This window comes from Acinetobacter tianfuensis (assembly GCF_003611465.1).
Taxonomy (GTDB): domain Bacteria; phylum Pseudomonadota; class Gammaproteobacteria; order Pseudomonadales; family Moraxellaceae; genus Acinetobacter; species Acinetobacter tianfuensis.
This window is the reverse complement of the sequence record NZ_RAXV01000008.1, coordinates 1-19,428: the sequence shown is the minus strand read 5'-3', so window position 1 is coordinate 19,428 and position 19,428 is coordinate 1. Positions and strand designations below refer to the sequence as shown.

16 protein-coding genes and 1 tRNA gene are annotated in these 19,428 nt (G+C 43.2%); 7 read left to right on the top strand and 10 right to left on the bottom strand.

Annotated features, from left to right (window positions below; genetic code table 11):
* The first annotated feature begins 23 nt into the window (after window positions 1-23).
* Window positions 24-2,303: an NADP-dependent malic enzyme gene (locus tag D7V32_RS05180; RefSeq protein WP_120401846.1), complete on the top strand. Its 2,280-nt coding sequence runs from the start codon at window positions 24-26 to the stop codon at window positions 2,301-2,303.
* Between the two features lie 81 nt (window positions 2,304-2,384).
* Window positions 2,385-3,620 carry a multifunctional CCA addition/repair protein gene (locus tag D7V32_RS05175; protein WP_120401845.1) on the top strand — a complete coding sequence of 412 codons (1,236 nt, stop codon included), beginning with the start codon at window positions 2,385-2,387 and terminating at the stop codon, window positions 3,618-3,620.
* 61 nt (window positions 3,621-3,681) lie between these two features.
* On the opposite strand, the gene epmA is transcribed toward D7V32_RS05175, so the two are convergent.
* The 4 genes from epmA to D7V32_RS17250 all read right to left on the bottom strand — a co-directional run bounded on the left by epmA (window position 3,682) and on the right by D7V32_RS17250 (window position 6,751).
* Window positions 3,682-4,665: an EF-P lysine aminoacylase EpmA gene (gene epmA, locus D7V32_RS05170; protein WP_120401844.1), complete on the bottom strand. Its 984-nt coding sequence runs from the start codon at window positions 4,663-4,665 to the stop codon at window positions 3,682-3,684.
* Window positions 4,662-5,729: a 4-phosphoerythronate dehydrogenase gene (locus D7V32_RS05165; protein ID WP_120401915.1), complete on the bottom strand. Its 1,068-nt coding sequence runs from the start codon at window positions 5,727-5,729 to the stop codon at window positions 4,662-4,664. Before D7V32_RS05165 ends, epmA begins: the two co-directional genes overlap by 4 nt.
* A gap of 512 nt (window positions 5,730-6,241) precedes the next feature.
* Window positions 6,242-6,332 (bottom strand) — tRNA-Ser (locus D7V32_RS05160).
* Window positions 6,333-6,607: 275 nt separating this feature from the next.
* On the bottom strand, window positions 6,608-6,751 hold the full coding sequence (locus D7V32_RS17250; protein WP_171407586.1) for a hypothetical protein: 144 nt from the start codon (window positions 6,749-6,751) through the stop codon (window positions 6,608-6,610).
* Between the two features lie 324 nt (window positions 6,752-7,075).
* Here D7V32_RS17250 and greB point away from each other — a divergent pair, with 324 nt between their 5' ends.
* Complete coding sequence (greB, locus tag D7V32_RS05155; protein ID WP_120401843.1) at window positions 7,076-7,558, top strand: transcription elongation factor GreB; 483 nt, start codon at window positions 7,076-7,078, stop codon at window positions 7,556-7,558.
* A 403-nt stretch (window positions 7,559-7,961) separates the two neighbouring features.
* On the opposite strand, the gene D7V32_RS17685 is transcribed toward greB, so the two are convergent.
* A complete protein-coding gene (locus D7V32_RS17685; RefSeq protein WP_265936379.1) occupies window positions 7,962-8,093 on the bottom strand; it encodes a hypothetical protein in 132 nt (43 codons plus the stop codon).
* A gap of 98 nt (window positions 8,094-8,191) precedes the next feature.
* Between D7V32_RS17685 and D7V32_RS05150 the strand changes: the two genes are divergently transcribed.
* Window positions 8,192-9,304 carry an MltF family protein gene (locus D7V32_RS05150; protein ID WP_120401842.1) on the top strand — a complete coding sequence of 371 codons (1,113 nt, stop codon included), beginning with the start codon at window positions 8,192-8,194 and terminating at the stop codon, window positions 9,302-9,304.
* Between the two features lie 88 nt (window positions 9,305-9,392).
* On the opposite strand, the gene D7V32_RS05145 is transcribed toward D7V32_RS05150, so the two are convergent.
* The gene (locus tag D7V32_RS05145; protein WP_120401841.1) at window positions 9,393-9,776 is read right to left on the bottom strand and encodes an SCP2 sterol-binding domain-containing protein; all 384 of its coding nucleotides are present in this window, start codon (window positions 9,774-9,776) and stop codon (window positions 9,393-9,395) included.
* Window positions 9,777-9,999: 223 nt separating this feature from the next.
* Complete coding sequence (gene ttcA, locus D7V32_RS05140; RefSeq protein WP_120401840.1) at window positions 10,000-10,929, bottom strand: tRNA 2-thiocytidine(32) synthetase TtcA; 930 nt, start codon at window positions 10,927-10,929, stop codon at window positions 10,000-10,002.
* Between the two features lie 498 nt (window positions 10,930-11,427).
* Here ttcA and D7V32_RS05135 point away from each other — a divergent pair, with 498 nt between their 5' ends.
* Both D7V32_RS05135 and htpX read left to right on the top strand, forming a co-directional pair.
* Window positions 11,428-12,279: a lytic transglycosylase domain-containing protein gene (locus D7V32_RS05135; RefSeq protein ID WP_120401839.1), complete on the top strand. Its 852-nt coding sequence runs from the start codon at window positions 11,428-11,430 to the stop codon at window positions 12,277-12,279.
* Between the two features lie 115 nt (window positions 12,280-12,394).
* Window positions 12,395-13,300, top strand: coding sequence for a protease HtpX (htpX, locus tag D7V32_RS05130; RefSeq protein WP_120401838.1), 906 nt, complete (start codon window positions 12,395-12,397; stop codon window positions 13,298-13,300).
* Window positions 13,301-13,398: 98 nt separating this feature from the next.
* Here htpX and D7V32_RS05125 read toward each other — a convergent pair whose 3' ends face one another.
* Window positions 13,399-14,007, bottom strand: coding sequence for a DUF4112 domain-containing protein (locus D7V32_RS05125; protein WP_120401837.1), 609 nt, complete (start codon window positions 14,005-14,007; stop codon window positions 13,399-13,401).
* Window positions 14,008-14,109: 102 nt separating this feature from the next.
* Window positions 14,110-15,450, bottom strand: coding sequence for a magnesium transporter (gene mgtE, locus D7V32_RS05120; RefSeq protein WP_120401836.1), 1,341 nt, complete (start codon window positions 15,448-15,450; stop codon window positions 14,110-14,112).
* 332 nt (window positions 15,451-15,782) lie between these two features.
* Between mgtE and D7V32_RS05115 the strand changes: the two genes are divergently transcribed.
* The gene (locus D7V32_RS05115) at window positions 15,783-18,878 is read left to right on the top strand and encodes a multidrug efflux RND transporter permease subunit (RefSeq protein ID WP_120401835.1); all 3,096 of its coding nucleotides are present in this window, start codon (window positions 15,783-15,785) and stop codon (window positions 18,876-18,878) included.
* A 94-nt stretch (window positions 18,879-18,972) separates the two neighbouring features.
* On the opposite strand, the gene D7V32_RS17245 is transcribed toward D7V32_RS05115, so the two are convergent.
* A partial coding sequence (locus D7V32_RS17245; RefSeq protein ID WP_213072542.1) for a hypothetical protein occupies window positions 18,973-19,428 on the bottom strand: 456 nt, incomplete at its 5' end.

Genomic DNA, 19,428 nt, shown 5'->3' with positions numbered 1-19,428 from the left:
AACTTAAAACAATCGAGATACAGATGGACGATCAATCTTTAAAACAGCAGGCATTGTATTATCACGAGTTTCCAACTCCAGGAAAAATCAGCGTTACTCCAAGTAAACAGCTGGTCAACCAGCATGACTTAGCCTTAGCTTACTCTCCAGGTGTCGCAGCACCATGTTTAGAGATTGAACGAGACCCGTCTACTGCAGCGCTTTACACAGCGCGCGGTAACTTAGTTGCAGTCGTCAGTAACGGTACAGCCGTACTGGGGCTAGGCAACATTGGTCCTCTAGCATCTAAGCCGGTTATGGAAGGCAAAGGTGTACTGTTCAAGAAATTTGCCGGTGTAGATGTATTTGACATCGAAATTGCTGAAAATGATCCAGACAAAATCGTAGATATCGTTGCAGCTTTAGAACCGACATTTGGCGGGATTAACCTTGAAGATATCAAGGCGCCTGAATGCTTCTATATTGAGCAAAAACTTCGTGAACGCATGAATATTCCTGTATTCCATGACGATCAGCACGGCACATCTATTATTGTTGGTTCAGCTTTGCTTAACGCATTGCAGCTGAATGGCAAAAAAATTGAAGAGATCAAAATCGTCGCTTCTGGTGCAGGCGCTGCAGCCCTTTCATGTTTGAACTTGCTTTGCGCACTTGGCGCGAAAAAAGAAAATATTATCGTCGCAGATTCACGCGGTCTATTGACGGCCAAACGTGAAGGTTTGGATGAGTCTAAAAAAGCATACGTTCAAGACATCGAAGGCACACAGCTTGCTGATGTGATGGCAGGCGCAGATATGTTCCTAGGCCTTTCTGCTGCTGGCATTTTGACCAAAGAAATGGTTAAGCAAATGGCTGCTGATCCAATTATCTTTGCTTTGGCGAACCCAGACCCAGAAATTCTGCCTGAACACGCTCACGAAGCGCGTCCAGACGTCATTATGGCAACTGGCCGTTCGGACTATCCGAACCAAGTAAACAATGCGCTTTGCTTCCCGTATATTTTCCGCGGCGCATTGGATGTTGGCGCAACCACAATTAACGAAGAGATGAAAATTGCCTGCGTACACGCAATTGCACGCATGGCGCACGTTGAAGCAGATGCTGCCTCTTATGGTGAAAAATCTGCATCATTTGGCCGTGACTACCTTATTCCCCGCCCGCTTGATCAGCGTTTAATTCTTGAAATTGCGCCTGCAGTCGCACGTGCGGCAATGGAATCAGGTGTTGCGACTCGCCCTATCCAAGATTTCTCAGTTTATCATCAGCGTTTGTCTGAGTTTGTTTACAACTCAGCATTCATTATGAAGCCAATTTTTGCCCAAGCAAAAACAGATCCTAAACGTATTGCATATGCTGAAGGTGAAGATCTTCGCGTACTTCGCGCAGTGCAAATTGCTGTTGATGAAGGCATGGCAAAACCAATCTTGGTTGGCCGTACTGCGGTTATCGAAGCAAATATCAAAAAATTAGGTTTACGACTTGAAAACGGCGTGAATATCACGATTGTTGATCAAGAAAACAACCCTGATTACGAAAAATTTGCTGATGATTACTACCAAATCATGGCGCGTAAAGGCGTAACACCTGAATATGCACAGCGTGAATCACGCCGCCGTTCGACATTGATCGCAGCGATGCTGGTACGCCATGGCCTTGCTGACGGCATGCTGTGCGGTACATATTCAAGCTATGACATCCATTTAGATTTCGTGAAAAATGTAATCGGCTTAAAAGAAGGCCGCAGCACATTCTTTACACTCAATGCATTAATGCTTGAAGACCGCAACCTGTTCATTGCTGACACTTATGTAAATACCAATCCTACAGCTGAACAGCTGGCTGAAATGACCATTTTAGCTGCTGAAGAAGTTCGCCGTTTTGGTATGACTCCACGTGTTGCATTGCTTTCTCACTCAAGCTTTGGCTCAGATCAAAATGATCCAAGCGCTCAAAAAATGCGTAAAGTATTTGAAATTTTGAGTGAAATTGCACCTGAACTTGAAGTTGAAGGCGAAATGCATGCCGATGCTGCACTGGATGAAAACATCCGCAGTTTCGCATTCCCGAACTCTCGCTTCAAAGGCTCTGCTAACTTGCTGATTATGCCGAATTTGGATGCTGCCAATATCTCATTCAACCTGTTGAAATCAACTTCTGGCAATAATGTGACGATTGGCCCGATTCTGTTAGGCGCAGCGAAACCAGTTCATATTTTAACACCTACAGCGACAACACGCCGTTTAGTGAATATGACTGCTTTAACCGTTGCAGAAATTCAGGAATACGAAAAAAACACATTGTGATTTAGCCAGCTGAATCCAACTTTGTGACTTGAGAAAACCTCTATTCTGTTGCATGATGACTGCAAGAATAGAGGTTTTTTCATGCAAGTTTATTTAGTAGGTGGTGCTGTGCGCGATCAGCTGCTCGGTTACCCCTATCACGAAAAAGATTATGTTGTTGTTGGCGCAACGCCTGAGCAGCTGCTTGCCCAAGGCTACCAGCCTGTGGGTAAAGATTTTCCAGTTTTTTTACATCCAGAGACCAAAGATGAGTACGCTTTAGCGCGTACCGAACGCAAATCCGGTCACGGTTATCACGGTTTTGAATTCTACACCGATACCAGCGTCACCCTTGAGCAGGACTTGATCCGCCGCGACCTGACAATCAATGCAATTGCCATGGACTGTGACGGTAATATTTATGATCCCTATCAGGGTCAAAAAGATTTACAGGATAAAATCCTGCGCCATGTTTCAGATGCTTTTGTTGAAGACCCCTTACGTGTATTGCGTATTGCCCGTTTTGCTGCCCGTTACAAAGCCCTTGATTTTACTGTAGCGCCAGAAACGCTGGATCTGATGCGGCAGCTGGCAGATTCCGGTGAACTTCAAGCGCTGACACCTGAGCGTGTATGGAAAGAAACTTCACGCGCGCTCATGGAAGATCATGCTGATGAATATTTTGAAGTACTTCGTTCATGCGGCGCGTTAAAAGTATTATTTCCAGAACTGGATGCCTTGTATGGCATTCCGCAGCGTCCTGAATACCATCCGGAAATTGACTGCGGCATTCATACCATGATGTCTTTACAGCAAGCTTGCCGCGCGAACTGCTCACTGGATGTGCGCTTAGCCGTATTGCTGCATGACTTAGGCAAAGCATTGACTCCGCAAGAAGAATGGCCGCGCCATATTATGCATGAAGAACGCGGCCTGAAGCCTGTGACTGAAGTTTGCGAACGTCTAAAAGTGCCAACCTACACTAAACAGCTGGCACTCGCTGTATGTAAAGAGCATTTGAAATGCCATCAAGCGCTAACCTTAAAGCCGGGAACTCTTTGGCGTTTGCTGCAGCGCTTAGATGTGCTGCGCCGTCCTGAACGTGTAGAAGCCTTTGTTCAAGCCTGTGAATGCGATTCACGCGGCCGTTTAGGCCTAGAAAATCGTGAATATCCTCAAGCGCAATATGTACTTGATGCGATGCAAGTAGTGCGCAGTATTAAAGCACAAGATTTGCCGCCAGATGTGCAAGGCCCTGATATTGGTGAAATGCTCATCCAGCGCCGCATCAAGGCAATTGAAGAGCTGAAAGCAAAACAGCCCCAGCTTCAATCTTAAGCAAGAATAAAAAAAGCGCCGATTTAGGCGCTTTTTTTATTGCTGCGTCATTTATTTAAATTTATGACACATCAGCTGGAAAACAAATCACTTTTTCCAAATGCATTTGTTCAGAAACCACCATTAATAAGCGGTCAATCCCTAATGCAATACCCGAACATTCAGGCATATTTGGCAAAGCTGCAAGTAAATACTCATCAATCGGCATCACGTGTAAACCAAGCTTCTCACGCTCACGATTATCCGCCTCAAAGCGGCTGCGCAGCACATCTGCATCTATCAGCTCATCATAAGCATTTGCAAGCTCCAAACCTTCGATATAAAGCTCAAATCGTGCTGCAACTAACTCACCGTCATCATCTATACGCGTTTTAGCCAATGATGCCAATTCAGGCGGAAAATCTGTTAAAAACACAGGCGTATCAAAACCAAGGCTCGGCTCAACCACATGAGAAAACAGCAAGTCGATATAGCCCAGACGGTCATCACCTAAATCTAGACTCAGACCTACACGGCGGCAAGCCTCCTTCAATTCGGCTAATGTCGCTTTCAGCGGATTTAGATCCAAACGGTCCATAAACGCATGTTTATAACTGTAAATGGTTGGACGTACTTCACCAAAGCGCTGCGCCAGCACCGCATTCAATAAATCCGTAACCTCCAACATTAGGTCTTTGAGTGAAAATGCCGGCCGATACCATTCCAGCATCGTAAATTCACTGTTGTGCTTACGCCCATGTTCATCATCACGGAATACTTTGCAAATTTGATAGATTGGGCCGCTGCCGCTGGCAAGCAGGCGTTTCATTGCAAACTCAGGTGAAGTCTGTAAATAATGCGTCTGTTTTTTACCCAGTACATGACGCTGCGCCTGAACAGAAGATAAATAAACATCTGTCACACCCGCCTGCGATAAAACGGGTGTTTCAACTTCTAAAACATCGCGTTCAGCAAAAAACTGACGGATTTGCGCATACATTTTTGCCCGTGCGCGCATTGCATCTAAACTGCAGGTCGGCTGAAAATTCAATACTGACTGACTCATGCTTTTGGCCCGCCATGTGCAGCCCATTCACGGCGCAAGGGATAAGTTTTACGTAAATGATCAAATGCTTTTTGATCAACTTTTGCATCTTTTAAGGTCGCTCTTAAATTGGCATCATCACGAGCAATATCGTAAATTTTACAAAGATGCTGTTTCAGCGTTTTTTTAATATCATTGCCATAGAAATATTGATCACATGCAGGCAGCTGGCTCTCAAACCTTTTATGCGCCGTATGAGCAAAATTTTTGCAAAATGCCTCATAAATCATTTGTGTACCGCGTGCTTTGCCTTCCAGACTATAGCCTGCGATATGAGGTGTCACAATACTGACCAAATCGAGCAATTGCTGTGAAATTTCAGGCTCATGCTCAAAAACATCTAATACAACTTTACGCTGTGTGTTTTGAATATCTGCAATAAGCGCAGCCTCTTCCACCACAGGACCGCGCGCAGAATTAATTAAAATCGCTTCCGGCTTCATTAAAGCCAAAGCGCCCGCATTAATGAGATGATGTGTTGGATACTTGCCTGTTTGGGTTAATGGAACATGTGTTGTCACCGCATCAGCTGACTTTAATAATGCTGCAAACTCAACTTGCTGAATATGATTATGCTGAACGAATGGATCAAAACCAATAACGTTCCAGCCCAATAATTTCGCCATATAAGCCAAACGGGCACCTACATTTCCTAACCCGACAACCCCTAGCGTAAATTGCCCATTTGCATCGATCAATTCAGGCTGCAGCTTCAATAAAGCCGTAATCACGTATTCTGCAACAGCTTGGGCATTACAGCCTGCTGCATTTGACCACGCAATACCCTGCCTCTCTAAAGCAGAAATATCCAAATGATCTGTTCCAATCGTTGCGCTGCCGACAAACTCTAGAGCTGTGCCTGTAATCAGTTCCTCATTGACTTTCGTTACTGACCGCACCAACAATGCATTTGCATCCTGCACGTCTGCATGCGTTAAGGTACGCCCCGCAGCCTGATGTATTTCACCAAAATCTTTGAAAAAATAATCTGTAAATGCCAGATTTTCATCTGCAACGATTTTCATAGCGCATTCCAAAACAGTAATGCCGCTATCATAACGCTTTGACTGTGATGTGACTATGTTCAGCCACATAACTCTCCTATCCAAAAGAGGGTTATGCAGCTTTAGCAGTGATGCAGCGCCCCAAATCAAGGTTTATTTATCTTGCAGCCATTGGCCCAAATATTTTTTGAAAACTGGCGGAGCAATATTCTCTTTTCGGCGTTTATCACCGCTGCTCTATCATCACAAAATGCAGTTTTCACAGCACATTTAAGCTCAGCAGCTCTCTAACTTTACAAAAGTCTTTTTTGATTTTTGGTGATATACGAACAGTTCAATTGATTAAATAAAAATAATACAGGCCAAGCAAAATACTAATCCATTGCATGATTAATACAGCACTGGATTAATCTGCCCTTTACAGATAAGACTCACACAAAAATTTGCTAAATAATAATTGATTTTTTAGAAGACAGGATAAATATACAGACAAGAAAAAAGCCCTTGTAAATACAAGAGCTTAATTCAAAATTTGGCGGAAGCGGTGAGATTCGAACTCACGGAGGGGTATAAGCCCTCGTCGGTTTTCAAGACCGGTGCATTAAACCGCTCTGCCACGCTTCCATGGCCGCTATAATATAAATATTCCTACAGAATGGCAAATCTTTTTCGTCATTTTTAAAGCCTAGATCTGCTGTTTACTTAAAAAGTATGCAATTGACTCTTTTTAAAAGCCTTAGAGCAATATTTAAAGTGCAATAGCATGTTGCTGCCACGGCCTAACTCAAACTTTTCAAGCTAAACCTTGTACTTAGATGATGATTCAAACATTGACTAATTTCTGAAATATACACACCTATATAGCTATACAAATTACGGCCCATTTATCTAGGCGCTGATTAAACCATTTGTCTTTTCATCTGCACCTCATTGCCAAGCACGATAGAGATCAGTAAAAGACCCATTCCCCCCATTTTTTCAGCAGCATCTTCATGCAAACTCAACTCCTTGCGCAACTCAAACAGCGATAACAAATGCTGCATTTAAAAGCTTGCAGAATGACAAAAAGACAGAGTTAACTAACATTTCAAAGACTTGATTGATAACTGAGGGCTGCTGGACAACGTTTTAAGCCTGTGCCGCCTTATCGAACACATATCAAAATGCTCATGAAAAATAAGTTCTTATTTCTAAAGGAATCTATTCAATATAATCGAAATAAATACAGCTTCAGAAATAAATTGAGACAGCAAAGCTTCTGCCTCATACAGCTGAATCGCGGTCTCTGTTTAAAAGCACTTGAAGTTATGGCCTATTCACATATAGAGTTCATATGCAGATACACTCATAGGCTGTGGAGAGCTTTTTTGAACCGTAAATTATTGACCGCTGAAGGATATCAGCGCCTGCAAGATGAACTGAATGACCTCGTGCGCAAGGAACGCCCTGAAATTACCAAAATTGTATCGTGGGCTGCCAGCCTCGGCGACCGGTCAGAAAACGCAGATTACCATTACAATAAAAGAAAACTGCGCGAAATAGACCGCAGAATCCGCTTTTTAACTAAGCTTTTTGAAGTGGCATATAAAGTAGAATACAGCCCTGAACAAGATGGCAAAGCATATTTTGGCGCTTGGATAACATTAGAAAATGACGAAGGCACAACTATTCAGTTCCGAATCGTAGGAGATGAAGAAATTTATGGACGCAAAGACTATATTTCACTCCAGTCACCTATAGCAAAAGCGTGTCTAGGTAAATCTATAGATGATGAAATTTTTGTAGTTACCCCCAGCGGCAAAAAAAATTGGTATATCACCCATATTCAATATCAGCAGCCTAAAACCTAAAAGAGAAATCGTAATTTACCCGCAAGCAACTATTGCCTATTTAACAAACAAACAGCATTTCAGAATACTGTATAAAAATAATGCTTAAATTCCACGAAAAAGCCGTGACACGCGGTTCACAGCGTACCCTCCCAATATCCCTATTAAAAAACCATTAATATATTTTAACGATTAAATTAATCGTTTTTAGCAATAAAAATATTTAAAAATTCAGCTATAAATCATGGCTAAAAACTTCGCTCATTATTCGATTTGCTAAGTTTTTCTTGCATAAAAAAAGCTTAACAATTGATCAAAACAGTTACATAAAACCTGTGTTTCTGACCGTTTTCCTGCACACAAAAACTATATAAAATAAATTTTCCAATAAAAACATTACCTTATGTCACAAAAAAGTAATAAATTACGCACAAAGTTTGACAATCGTTTTTTTCATCTCTATTATTCGCACATCTTTTAATTCAGTCTGTTTTTTAACCAATGTAGTTTTTCTACATATTTCCCAATTTCCAAAGTCATTTTGAATGACGTTCATGACTGCCCACCCCTTATTGAATTTATCAAACTTTTAGAAAGTCTAGAGCACTGCGCTTTTTACTTTTTAGGGCATAAATTACGTGTAGCGGAGACAACATGCACAGCAGTTCAACTTCTGGGTCGAGGCTTTGCCTTAACTCATTTTTTTCTCTCTCTCTTAAAACGCTAGCACTCAGCACCGCATTCATCCCATTGCATAGCATCAGTGCCAGCAAAACTGCACATCAGTTTGACAGTGTAGTCAACAGCAGCAAATTAGTTGTGGTTTCTGTTGCAAACCCAACCACCGTATTCCAAGACGGGCAAATTAAGCATGGCTTCGGCTATGACTTAGTGCGCAACTACGCTGATAGCCTGAAAGTACGTTTAGAGTTTAAAACGGTAAAAGACAACGCAGCAGCGCTAGAAATGGTCCAGCAAGGCAAAGCGAACTTTGCGATGACAACTGCCAGCATCAGCAGCATCGAAGCCAAACAGCTGACTTCTTTCTCTGCAACATGCGGCGAAACAGTTTCTATGCAAAAAAATGGTCTCAGCAGTGATTTAAACTGGGTGTTTAAATCTGCAAATGACCCATTAAGCGATACTGCCAGCGGTTACATCTGCCGTGCAAAACAAGCAGGCACACTGCAAAAGTTAGCATCATTCTATAACCGCAATGTTGTTAAGCAAGAATCTTGGGATTCTATCCAGCGTGATCTCAGCAACCGTATGCCTATTTATAAAGCCAGCTTTAAATCAACAGCTCAAAAGTATGATTTAGATTGGCATTTATTGGCCGCTATCGGCTATCAAGAGTCATACCTGAAACCTAATTCGGTATCGCCTACTGGCGTGCGCGGCATTATGATGCTGACCAACAGCACTGCAAAAGCAATGGGGGTCAGCAACCGTACAGATCCAGCTCAGAGCATTCAGGGCGGCGCTAAGTATTATGATCAAATGCTGAGCCGCTATGCGCATATCCCGCTGCCTGACCGCAACTGGTATGCTCTCGTAGCCTACAACATGGGGCCAGGCGCTGTCAGCCAGATCCAAAAGCGCATTCAGTCGCAAGGCAAGAACCCGAATAAATGGGTGAACCTTTATGCTTATTTAGATAACAATAAAGCCAGTAATGGCCGTTATCGCCAAGCAGTACAATACGTGACCCGTATCCGCGCCTATGTTGAGCATATTAAGACGACACCGCAGCTGGTGAAAATCTAATACAGCAAAACTGAATTAGGCTGTACTGTAAAATTGAAGGCATAAAAAAAAAGCTTACCTAAAGGTAAGCTTTTTTTTTATGTAGGCCTTAAGCTGTGTGCTCAAGCACTTTCTTAAACAAATCTTTTTGTTCTTGGCTAGGCTTAGCAGTTTGCAGCGCCATCAACTGAGACATATCGCCTTGAACTTTTATTTTGCCTGTCATAAATGCCTGCATTGCTGCAGCCATATCAAACTCTAGGAATACTTTACGTAAAGTTTCTGCATCCATATTCAATGTTGTTTTTGCATCTGAAGACAGGCCTTTCTTAATCGCGCCGCCATCTAAAGACAATTCAGTATTGCCTGCAGCATCTGCTACAACTAAATTAATAGCTAGGCTTGACAATGCAGGAGGCAAATTCAAATCACCTGCTTGAGCAGTTAGAGTTTCCACAGTTGAAAACCAATCATCAGTTAAAAAAGCCGGCATGTTCTTACCTCTATCTATTTGTTCATTGTGTGTCATCTATCCAGATGGCATCATTAAGAAGCACTTATTGCTTGTTGCCTGTTATAGCATGATCACTTAGCAAATGGCTAAAGAATTTTGCACGCACCGTTCAGTTTTTATATTTTTTATACATCTTTAAACAAAATCAAATACATAAAAAAAGCATCTGATGATTCAGATGCTTTTTTATAGCTTGTACAGCTTATTCTGCAGCAAAGCCCAAATTCACCATATTGATGCGCTTGCTTTCGCCTTCTGCAGCTTCCTCTGTCGAGCAGCTGCCGTTTTTGAAATCAAACTCACGTTCGCTGTCCAGCGCCTCAAAATCAAACAGCTCACGGTCAGCCAGCTGCGATGGCGATACATTTTGCAGTGCGCCAAAAATACTGTGCAAACGTTTTGGATATTCTTTATCCCAAGTACGCAGCATATCGTTCAATATCGCGCGCTGTAAGTTTTCCTGCGATCCGCATAAGTTACACGGAATAATTGGGAACTTACGCATTTCTGCATATTTAATAATGTCTTTCTCTTCCACATACGCCAGCGGACGAATCAAGATATTCTTTTTGTCTGAAGACAACAGCTTCGGAGGCATCGCTTTTAGGCTGCCGCCATGGAACAGATTCAAGAAGAAAGTTGCCAAGATATCATCACGGTGATGACCTAAAGCTACTTTAGTCGCACCGATCTCTTGCGCAAAACCGTAAAGCGAGCCGCGGCGCAGACGTGAACATACTGCACAGTAAGTCTTGCCTTCAGGTGTCAGTTTTTTCGTAATACTGTAGGTGTCTTTTTCCAAGATATAATACGGAATGTTATTTTCTTCTAAATAACGCGGCAGTACTTCTTCTGGGAAACCTGGCTGTTTTTGGTCAAGGTTAACTGCAACCACTTCAAAGCTGATTGGCGCAATACGCTGGAACTGAAGCAAAATATCCAGCAAGGTATAACTGTCTTTACCGCCAGAAATACAGACCATTACCTTGTCACCGTCTTCGATCATTTTAAAATCACGAATCGCATGACCAACTTGGCGGCGGAGCTTTTTCAGCAAACGGTAATAAGCTGAGCTGGTTGGCAGCTCTGGCTTGAAATTAAATCCTTGTTCGGACTCAACTGGCGAGTACATAGACGCGATATGCCCATAAATAAAATAACCGCGCAATTTTATCCGATTCAGCTGTCCGCCGCATCAAAAGAATGTAATTTCGATGAATTGTTAAAATATGGTCATATTCACGCAATCTTCTTCCTGCATATTTGAACGTTGCAGTTCAAAAAAACACCAAGATGCTTATCTTTTGGACTTTTCCACAGTTGTCCACAAAACCTGTGGATAACTTTGTGGATTCTAAAAGGCTTGACAAGGTGCGTCTCCCTTATTTTAAGGCTTCCATTTAAATTGATCGTTTTTTGATCAATTTAATAAGCATTAAATATCAATGGTTTAAGTGTGTCAAGTTATGCTCATTAAAAAAAAATAAATATTTTTTTTGATTAATGCTTCGGCAAAATGACTTGATTTTTACAAACTAACCGATAAATACGCAGCATAAAGCTTTTCATCCTTTTTATTTTTGCTACACTCTGTTTTAACTGTTTGGGGACAGATTTTTTTGAAATCATAATGAATAATAAACTTGGAATTTTTACTCTGTTCATTTTAGGCTCTGCATCAATTTTAGGCGCAGGGTCTGTATCTGCTGGTCAAATCTATATCTATAAAGACAATAATGGCAGCACACTAATGACTAACCGCAAAAGTGCGGACAAATCATTAACCAAAGTAAAAGTTACTTACTACCCAGACAGCAATATTCATACATACAGCAACTGGGGTTCAAGTGAATCTTCAGTCTTGCCTAGCTATAGCCGCAACAAAAATGCTTTTGACAGCATTATTAAACAGGCTTCGGCCCAGCATGGTGTCGCTGAAGGTTTAATTAAAGCCGTTATGCATACTGAATCTGGGTTTAACGTCAATGCACGCTCTCCTGTCGGCGCACAAGGCCTGATGCAGCTGATGCCGGCAACAGCCCGCCGCTTTAATGTTTCTAATGCTTATGATCCGCATCAAAATATTATGGCTGGCGCACGTTATTTAGCTTGGCTGTTAAAACGCTTTAATGGCAACACGACCTTAGCGCTGGCAGGCTATAATGCCGGCGAAGGCAATGTGCAAAAATACGGCGGTGTGCCGCCCTTCCGCGAAACACAAGATTATGTGCGCCGCGTCAACAGCCGTTTTCAAAACTTATATCATGGCGGCATCGGTTTATCTGCCAGCAGCAATCTACCGGCCAATGCCAAAATCATTGCCAGCTCCAATAATGATTCAATACAAGCAGCAGCCCCAAAATCGAATCCATATCAGCGCCAAATTATTCAAGCTGCAGACGGCTCATTTACGGATGCGCCAGCAGGCTCATATGCAACTGCACATGCAAGCGCTTCAGCCCGGCTATATATCAGCGAATAAAAAACTGCGCTTTTCGTAATTTTTTCTTGAATTTCTGCTGCTTTCACCTCATATTGACTGCAATGATTATGATTTGCAGATCAGATTATTTTTTCCTAATACGAGGATTTTCTCAATGATGCGGATTGGTTTGTTCTTGCTAACCAACCTCGCGGTACTGATTGTAGCTGGCATTATTTTGTCACTCTTCGGTGTCGGCAGTTACCACGGCGCAGGCGGCTTACAGCTTGGCAACCTGATGGTAATCTGTTTTGTGTTTGGTATGGTTGGTTCTTTAATTTCTCTGTTCATGTCAAAGTGGATGGCAAAAAAAACCACAGGTACTGAAATTATCGACCCGAATGCGCCGCGCAGCCAAGCGGAAGCATGGCTATTACAGGAAGTTGCACAACTTTCTCAACGCGCAGGCATCAAAATGCCTGAAGTTGGTATTTTCCCTTCTTATCAGTCAAATGCGTTTGCGACTGGCTGGAATAAAAATGATGCGCTTGTTGCGGTTTCAACCGGCTTGCTGGAGCGCATGAATAAAGACGAACTTCGTGCTGTACTTGCCCATGAAATCGGTCACGTTGCCAATGGCGACATGGTGACATTGGCCCTAGTACAAGGCGTAGTCAATGCTTTCGTAATGTTCTTTGCCCGTGTCGCAGGTGATTTTATTGACCGCAACGTATTTGGCCGTGAAGAAGGCGAAGCGCCGGGTATCGCATATTTCGTGATTACCATTGTGCTGGATATTGTCTTTGGTATCTTAGCTTCATCTATTGTTATGTGGTTCTCACGCTACCGTGAATACCGTGCAGACGAAGCTGGCGCACGTTTAGCTGGCAAACAAGCGATGATTTCTGCACTGCTTCGCCTACAAGCTGAATCAGAAATGCCAGATGCAATGCCGAAAGAGATGAAAGCTTTTGCAATCTCTGCAGGTAAAGAACAAGGTTTCAGCTTAGCTGCTTTGTTCCAAACGCACCCGACAATTGAACAGCGTGTTGCTGCATTACAGCAGTTAGATTGCCCATAAGCATCTAAAACGTAATTCTAAAAAAAGCCTCCAGATGGAGGCTTTTTTTATTCTGGGCAAATTAGCTTTGCCCGAATGGCATATAAAAGCTTATACAGTTATCCGCCAGTCATAAAGGATTGATACCACTGCCACAGCGCAGTACCGCCAATCCACATTGCGATACCCAAAAGTACAATAAAGAACAGTCCTAAAAGATCTGGAATATGCAGCCATAGCCATGCAATGACAGGATTTCGCCAAAAAGCGGACTGCTGCTGCTTCTGTTCTAATTTCTCATGCAAAAATGGATGCACAACGTGTGAGTCACTTTGGATTTGGTATTCTGTACGTATATGTTCATGCACCACATCCAGCGCTTTGCGGCTTGGACGGATAAAAATATCAAATACCGTCCCTGCAACTGGGATAAATCCAACCACAGCATCAACTGCTGCCATTTTCATCACAGGGGTTAGCTTTTCTTGCGGCACACCAATCTGTTTCGCTTTATAAATGGCATAGCAGGTCAACACAAAGCCTGCTGCATCGCCAGCAATTGGGATTGTACTGAGCGCAGCATCCGCCCCCACCCCTTGTCTGGTAAAGGGAATACGGACGACCGAGTCCATCATATTGGCAAATTTGGCCAAGTCACGCTCTAAACGGATGATGTCTTGATGTGACATTCTTTTTTCTATTTTATTCTGCCGATCTGCGGATGCCATACTGATGCTCAATTGCTTGCTTATATTGCAAATAAATCATATTCGGTTAGCGAGGTACAGCGCTCAGAGCTGAGCGGCATCAGATAGTGCTTAATATTCACATTAAAGTAACAATTGCGAGGCAATAAACAAATAAACCAGCACACCTGCAGCATCACAAATAGAAGTCACTAAGGGCGCGGATGCGCTGGCAGGATCAAGTTTCAGCTTTTGCAAAATAAAGGGCAGACTCATGCCAATGAGGCAGCCCATCATGACAATACCGATCATGCTCAGCGCAAGCACCAGCGCAACCATAATGTCGCCTCTGAAATAGCCCAGCAGCGATACGGCAGCGGCCATAGTGCCGCCTAAGCATAGCGCCACCAAAATTTCACGGCCCAGCAGCTTAAACCAGTCTCTAAAATGCACATCTCCAGTCGCCAGCGCCCGAACCATTAAGGTTGCTGACTGTGAGCCTGCGTTGCCGCCGCTTCCAACCAATAAAGGCAAGAAAAATACCAGCACCAAATTGGCAGCAATAATGTCTTCATAATGCGCAATACCCAAACCTGACAGCAGGCTGCCAAAAACCAAAAACACCAGCCAAAATACCCGTTTTTGGTACAGCAGCAGTATCGGCGCTGTTTTCATACTCATTTTGGTTGTGGTACTCACCGCGCTAGCTTTTAAAAAGTCTTCTGTCGTTTCTTCATTCACAACATCCATTGCATCATCATAAGTCACAATGCCGAGTAAACAGCCTTCACGGTCTACGATCGGCAACGCAATAAAATCATAATGACTGAGTTTATTCGCAACACTTTCTTGGTCATCGTCGGCATAGGCATAAATCAGTTCTGTCGTCATCACAGATTGAATTAAAGCATCTGGCGGCGCTAAAACCATTTCGCGCAATGAAATAACGCCCTGCAGCTGGCGCACTGCATTGACAATATATATTTCATATAGGGTTGCAGGGTTTGAAGCGCTTTCACGCAAATAATCAAGCCCCTGCTGAATGCTGAATCCTTCTGGCAAAGTTGCAAAATCTAAACTCATGATCGCGCCGGCAGACTCTTCTTTATAAGCCGCCAATGCTCGAATTTGTATCCGCTTACTTAAGCTTAAACGTGTGTAGAGCTGTTTTTGTATAATGGGCGAGACAGCTTTGACAATATCGACACTGTCATCAGAGTGCATATGCTCAATCATTTCCGCCAAATCTTGTATGGGCAAATGCTGCGCAAGTTCAATTTGCGCCTCTAAGGGATAAAACGTGATAACTTCAGCTTTGTTTTCCAGCATATGCAGCAAACTGACCTGAACAGAAATATCCAGCGCCTGTAAAATCAGCGCAATATCTGCCGCATTCAAATGCTGAATTTGCGTTAAAACCTCATCCAAATTTTGCTGCTGCGCCAATTGCTGAATACTGTGTACCATATCTATTGTATTCTGCATGCATTCACTCCCTTGCCCCTGTAATTAGCAGTATATCTTGCTGATTTTTTGACTGACGGCGCTAACAGAATTCAGCAAAAAATAGCCTGCCGGCTGCAGGCCAGCAAAATCAAACCACTACATTTATGCGCTATTATGATGAATGATAATAAATTTTAGCCATGTTATTTTTATATTGTTGTAAATATACATTTTCTATTCATTTTTATAGGTTATAAACATGGTGCTGCATTTAACGCTCAGCATCTGTATATTTTTATTTTTTCAGCCAGTGACTTGATCTGCCCGTATGTCTATGGATATGGCAGTACACACGGAAAATATTTTTCGCCATGCTTTCTAAATTTTTTATTCAGCGGCCTATTTTTGCTTTTGTACTTGCCATTTTTGTCATGGCTGCAGGCCTATTTGCCTTAAACAGCCTGCCTGTTGAGCGTTATCCAGATATTGCTCCGCCGCGTATTTCCATCAGCACCAATTACTCAGGCGCAGATGCACAGACTGTTGAAGAAAGTGTCACTCAAGTATTAGAACAGCAGATTACTGGTTTAGATCATTTGCTGTATTTCAGCTCCAGCAGCGACTCCAACGGTTCCAGCCGTATCAATATCAGCTTTGAAAACGGTACAGACCCGGATACTGCACAGGTGCAAGTGCAAAATGCCATGAATGGCGTACTGAGCCGCCTGCCCAATGAGGTGCAGCGTCAAGGGGTAAATGTGCTGAAATCATTAGGCGATACCTTCATGGTAGTCGGACTCTATGATGAAAGCCGAAAAAGCACCAATATTGAGTTGTCTGATTATCTGCTGACTCATTTAGAAAATGAACTGGGCCGTGTCGAAGGTGTCGGTGAAGTTGACGTATTCGGCTCTAAATTTGCGATGCGTATTTGGCTGGACCCAAATAAACTCAAACAGTTTAAACTGATGCCAAGCGATATTCAGCAAGCCGTTGAAGCGCAGAATACGCAAGTGGCTGCAGGCGGCATAGGTGAATTGCCCGTTACAGCAGAGCAGTACTTAAATGCCAAAGTCACCTCTGGCTCAAAACTGAAAACAGCTGAACAATTTAAAAATATTATATTAAAAGCCAATACTGACGGCAGTTATGTCTATTTAAGAGATGTTGCCCGTGTGGAAATTGGCGCTGAAAACTATCAGTCCAATAACACCATCAACGGCTACCCGTCCGCAGGTATGGCCATATCATTGTCTTCAGGCGCAAATGCGATTCAAACCTCTAAACGCATTCAGGACACCGTAGAGCGTATTAGTCAAAAATTGCCGGCAGGCTATAAACTTGTTTACCCAAATGACAATACGCCATTTGTCCGTGAGTCGATTAAAGAAGTCGTAAAAACATTATTTGAAGCGATTCTATTGGTTATCATCGTGATGTTTTTATTTTTGCAAAGCTGGCGTGCAACGTTAATTCCAGCCATCACCGTTCCAGTGGTTTTACTGGGAACCATGGCAGTGCTTTGGCTGCTGGGCATGAGTATTAACACACTGACCTTATTTGCACTGGTGCTGGCCATTGGCTTGCTGGTCGATGACGCTATTGTGGTGGTGGAAAATGTTGAACGCCTGATGCATGAACAGCATATGACTGCAAAACAGGCTTCATTTGAATCCATGCATGAAATCAGCGGCGCTCTTGTCGGTATTACACTTGTCTTGACTGCCGTATTTATTCCAATGGCTTTTTTTGGCGGTTCTACCGGCGTGATTTACCGCCAGTTTGCCATTACACTAATTACAGCCATGAGCATTTCTTTGGCTGCAGCATTGGTGCTGACACCTGCCCTGTGCGCTTTAATTTTAAAGCCAAACCCGCAGCCTGCACGCTGGGCAGTACGCTTTAATCAAGCTCTAAATACAGTTAAAAATAAATATCTAGGCCTGTCTGCGCTGTCTATTCAGTATAAGCTCTGCAGTTTGGTCATTGCTGGCGCTTTAATTATCATCTTTGCGCTTTTTTACCGCGCTTTGCCAACCAGCTTCCTGCCAAATGAAGATCAAGGCCGATTAAGCTTGCAAATTACCCTGCAAGACAATGCGCCCATGACACAAACCATGCAAATCGGTGAGTCTGTACGGCAGTATCTCCTGCAATATGAAAAAGACAATATTGATTTAGTCATGCTGCGCTATGGCCGTAACCGCTCAGGTTCGGGACAGCATTTAGCGCAAGGTTTTATCAAATTAAAGCCGTGGGATCAGCGTTCTGGTAAAGCCAATAGCGCCAATGCCATACGTGAGCGCGCCAATCAATATTTTGCAAATAACTCAAATGCGCGCATTAATCTCTCTATGCCTCCTGTTGTTATTGGCTTAGGCGACACTGACAGTTTAAGCTTTTGGGTACGGGACATTAACGGTGCTGGACGTAATTTTCTCAATCAGCAATTTAAACTGATTAAAAATGAAGCCGCTCATTTTGATGCTTTGGAAAATTTGGATAAACGTGCAGCGCCAGATAAATCGAAACTTGCGGTTAATATTGATCAAAAAGCAGCAATGGCATCTGGGCTTGCAATCAACGACATTAACAATACTTTATCCGCTGCGCTCGGCGGAAAATACATTAATGACTTTATTGACCGCGGCCGCATTAAACGCGTGATGATGCAAAGCGATGCGCCATTTCGCGCCCAACCCGATGATTTGAAATATTGGTCTGTGCGCAATAATGTCAATGAAATGGTCCCCTTCAGTGTCTTTTCTACTGTCGGCTGGTCTGGCGGCCCTGAAGTAGTTAACCGCTTTAACGGCTATAGCGCGCTTGAAATCAATGCAGATAAAACTGCACATGTAAGTTCAGGACAAGCTATGCAGCAAGTCAGCGCTTTACTTGAGCAAATTCCAGATGTCGATTTGGCTTGGAGCGGCTTGTCATTTGAGGAGCAGAAAACCAGCAATCAATCACTGTTTTTATATCTGATTTCGATTGGCTTTATTTTCCTCTGCCTTGCAGCATTATATGAAAGCTGGTCTATTCCAGCCGCAGTCATGTTTGCTATTCCGCTAGGCATTGGCGGCAGTATTCTCTTTACCTATTTCGGCGGCTTTCCAAATGATATTTATTTTCAAATTGCCTTGCTGACCACCATTGGCCTGTCCTGTAAAAATGCTATTTTAATTATAGAGTTTGCTGCCCTTGCGCAGCGTCAAGGCAAAAACATCTTAGACGCTGCTTTAGAGGGCGCTAACTTGCGCTTTAGACCCATTATTATGACTTCACTGGCTTTTGGCGCAGGTGTGATCCCTTTAATTTTCGCTCAAGGCGCTGGCGCATTCAGCCGCCAAGAAATTGGTTTGAGTGTCTTTGGCGGTGTGCTGTTCGGCACAGTACTGGTGCTGATCTTTATTCCCTTGGCCTTTGTGTTCGTACGTTCAGTTTTCAAACCGAAAAATGCAAGCTGAATATGCCTAAAGCTAAAAAAGGCACCCTGATCAATCAGAGTGCCTTTTTTCAGTGCTTAAATTCAACCTAAGATGTGGCTCTTTCAGTCAATCACTATTTTGCTTCAGCCTTTATTTCATTGTTCTCCGCTGTTTGTATAGTTTGCACCATTACGTCCTGTTTCCTTACAGCCGTCTTTTCCAATACAGCGACTTCTGCAGCTGCAGGCACAGCTGATATTTCTGCGCTGGGCTGTGGCTGTTCCGCTGCACTTTCTTTTATCTTTGGAACTTCTGCATTTTCAGCTGACTTTACTGCCTTATCTTCAACAGGCTGTATCTGTGTCTGGCTGAGAACTTGCAATGACTCCTGATGTTGATATTGCACTGCTGCCTGTCTCAGCTCTATAGTTTTCACGGTTTCAGCTGTCACGGCTGGAGCAGCACGTTCAGCTGGAACTGGTACTTGTTCTGATGTGTTAGTGGCCTCCTCAGCCTTCACTTCGTTTGAAACGGCTAGTGTTGCAGGTGTTGCAGGTGTTGCAGGTGTTGCAGGTGTTGCAGGTGTTGC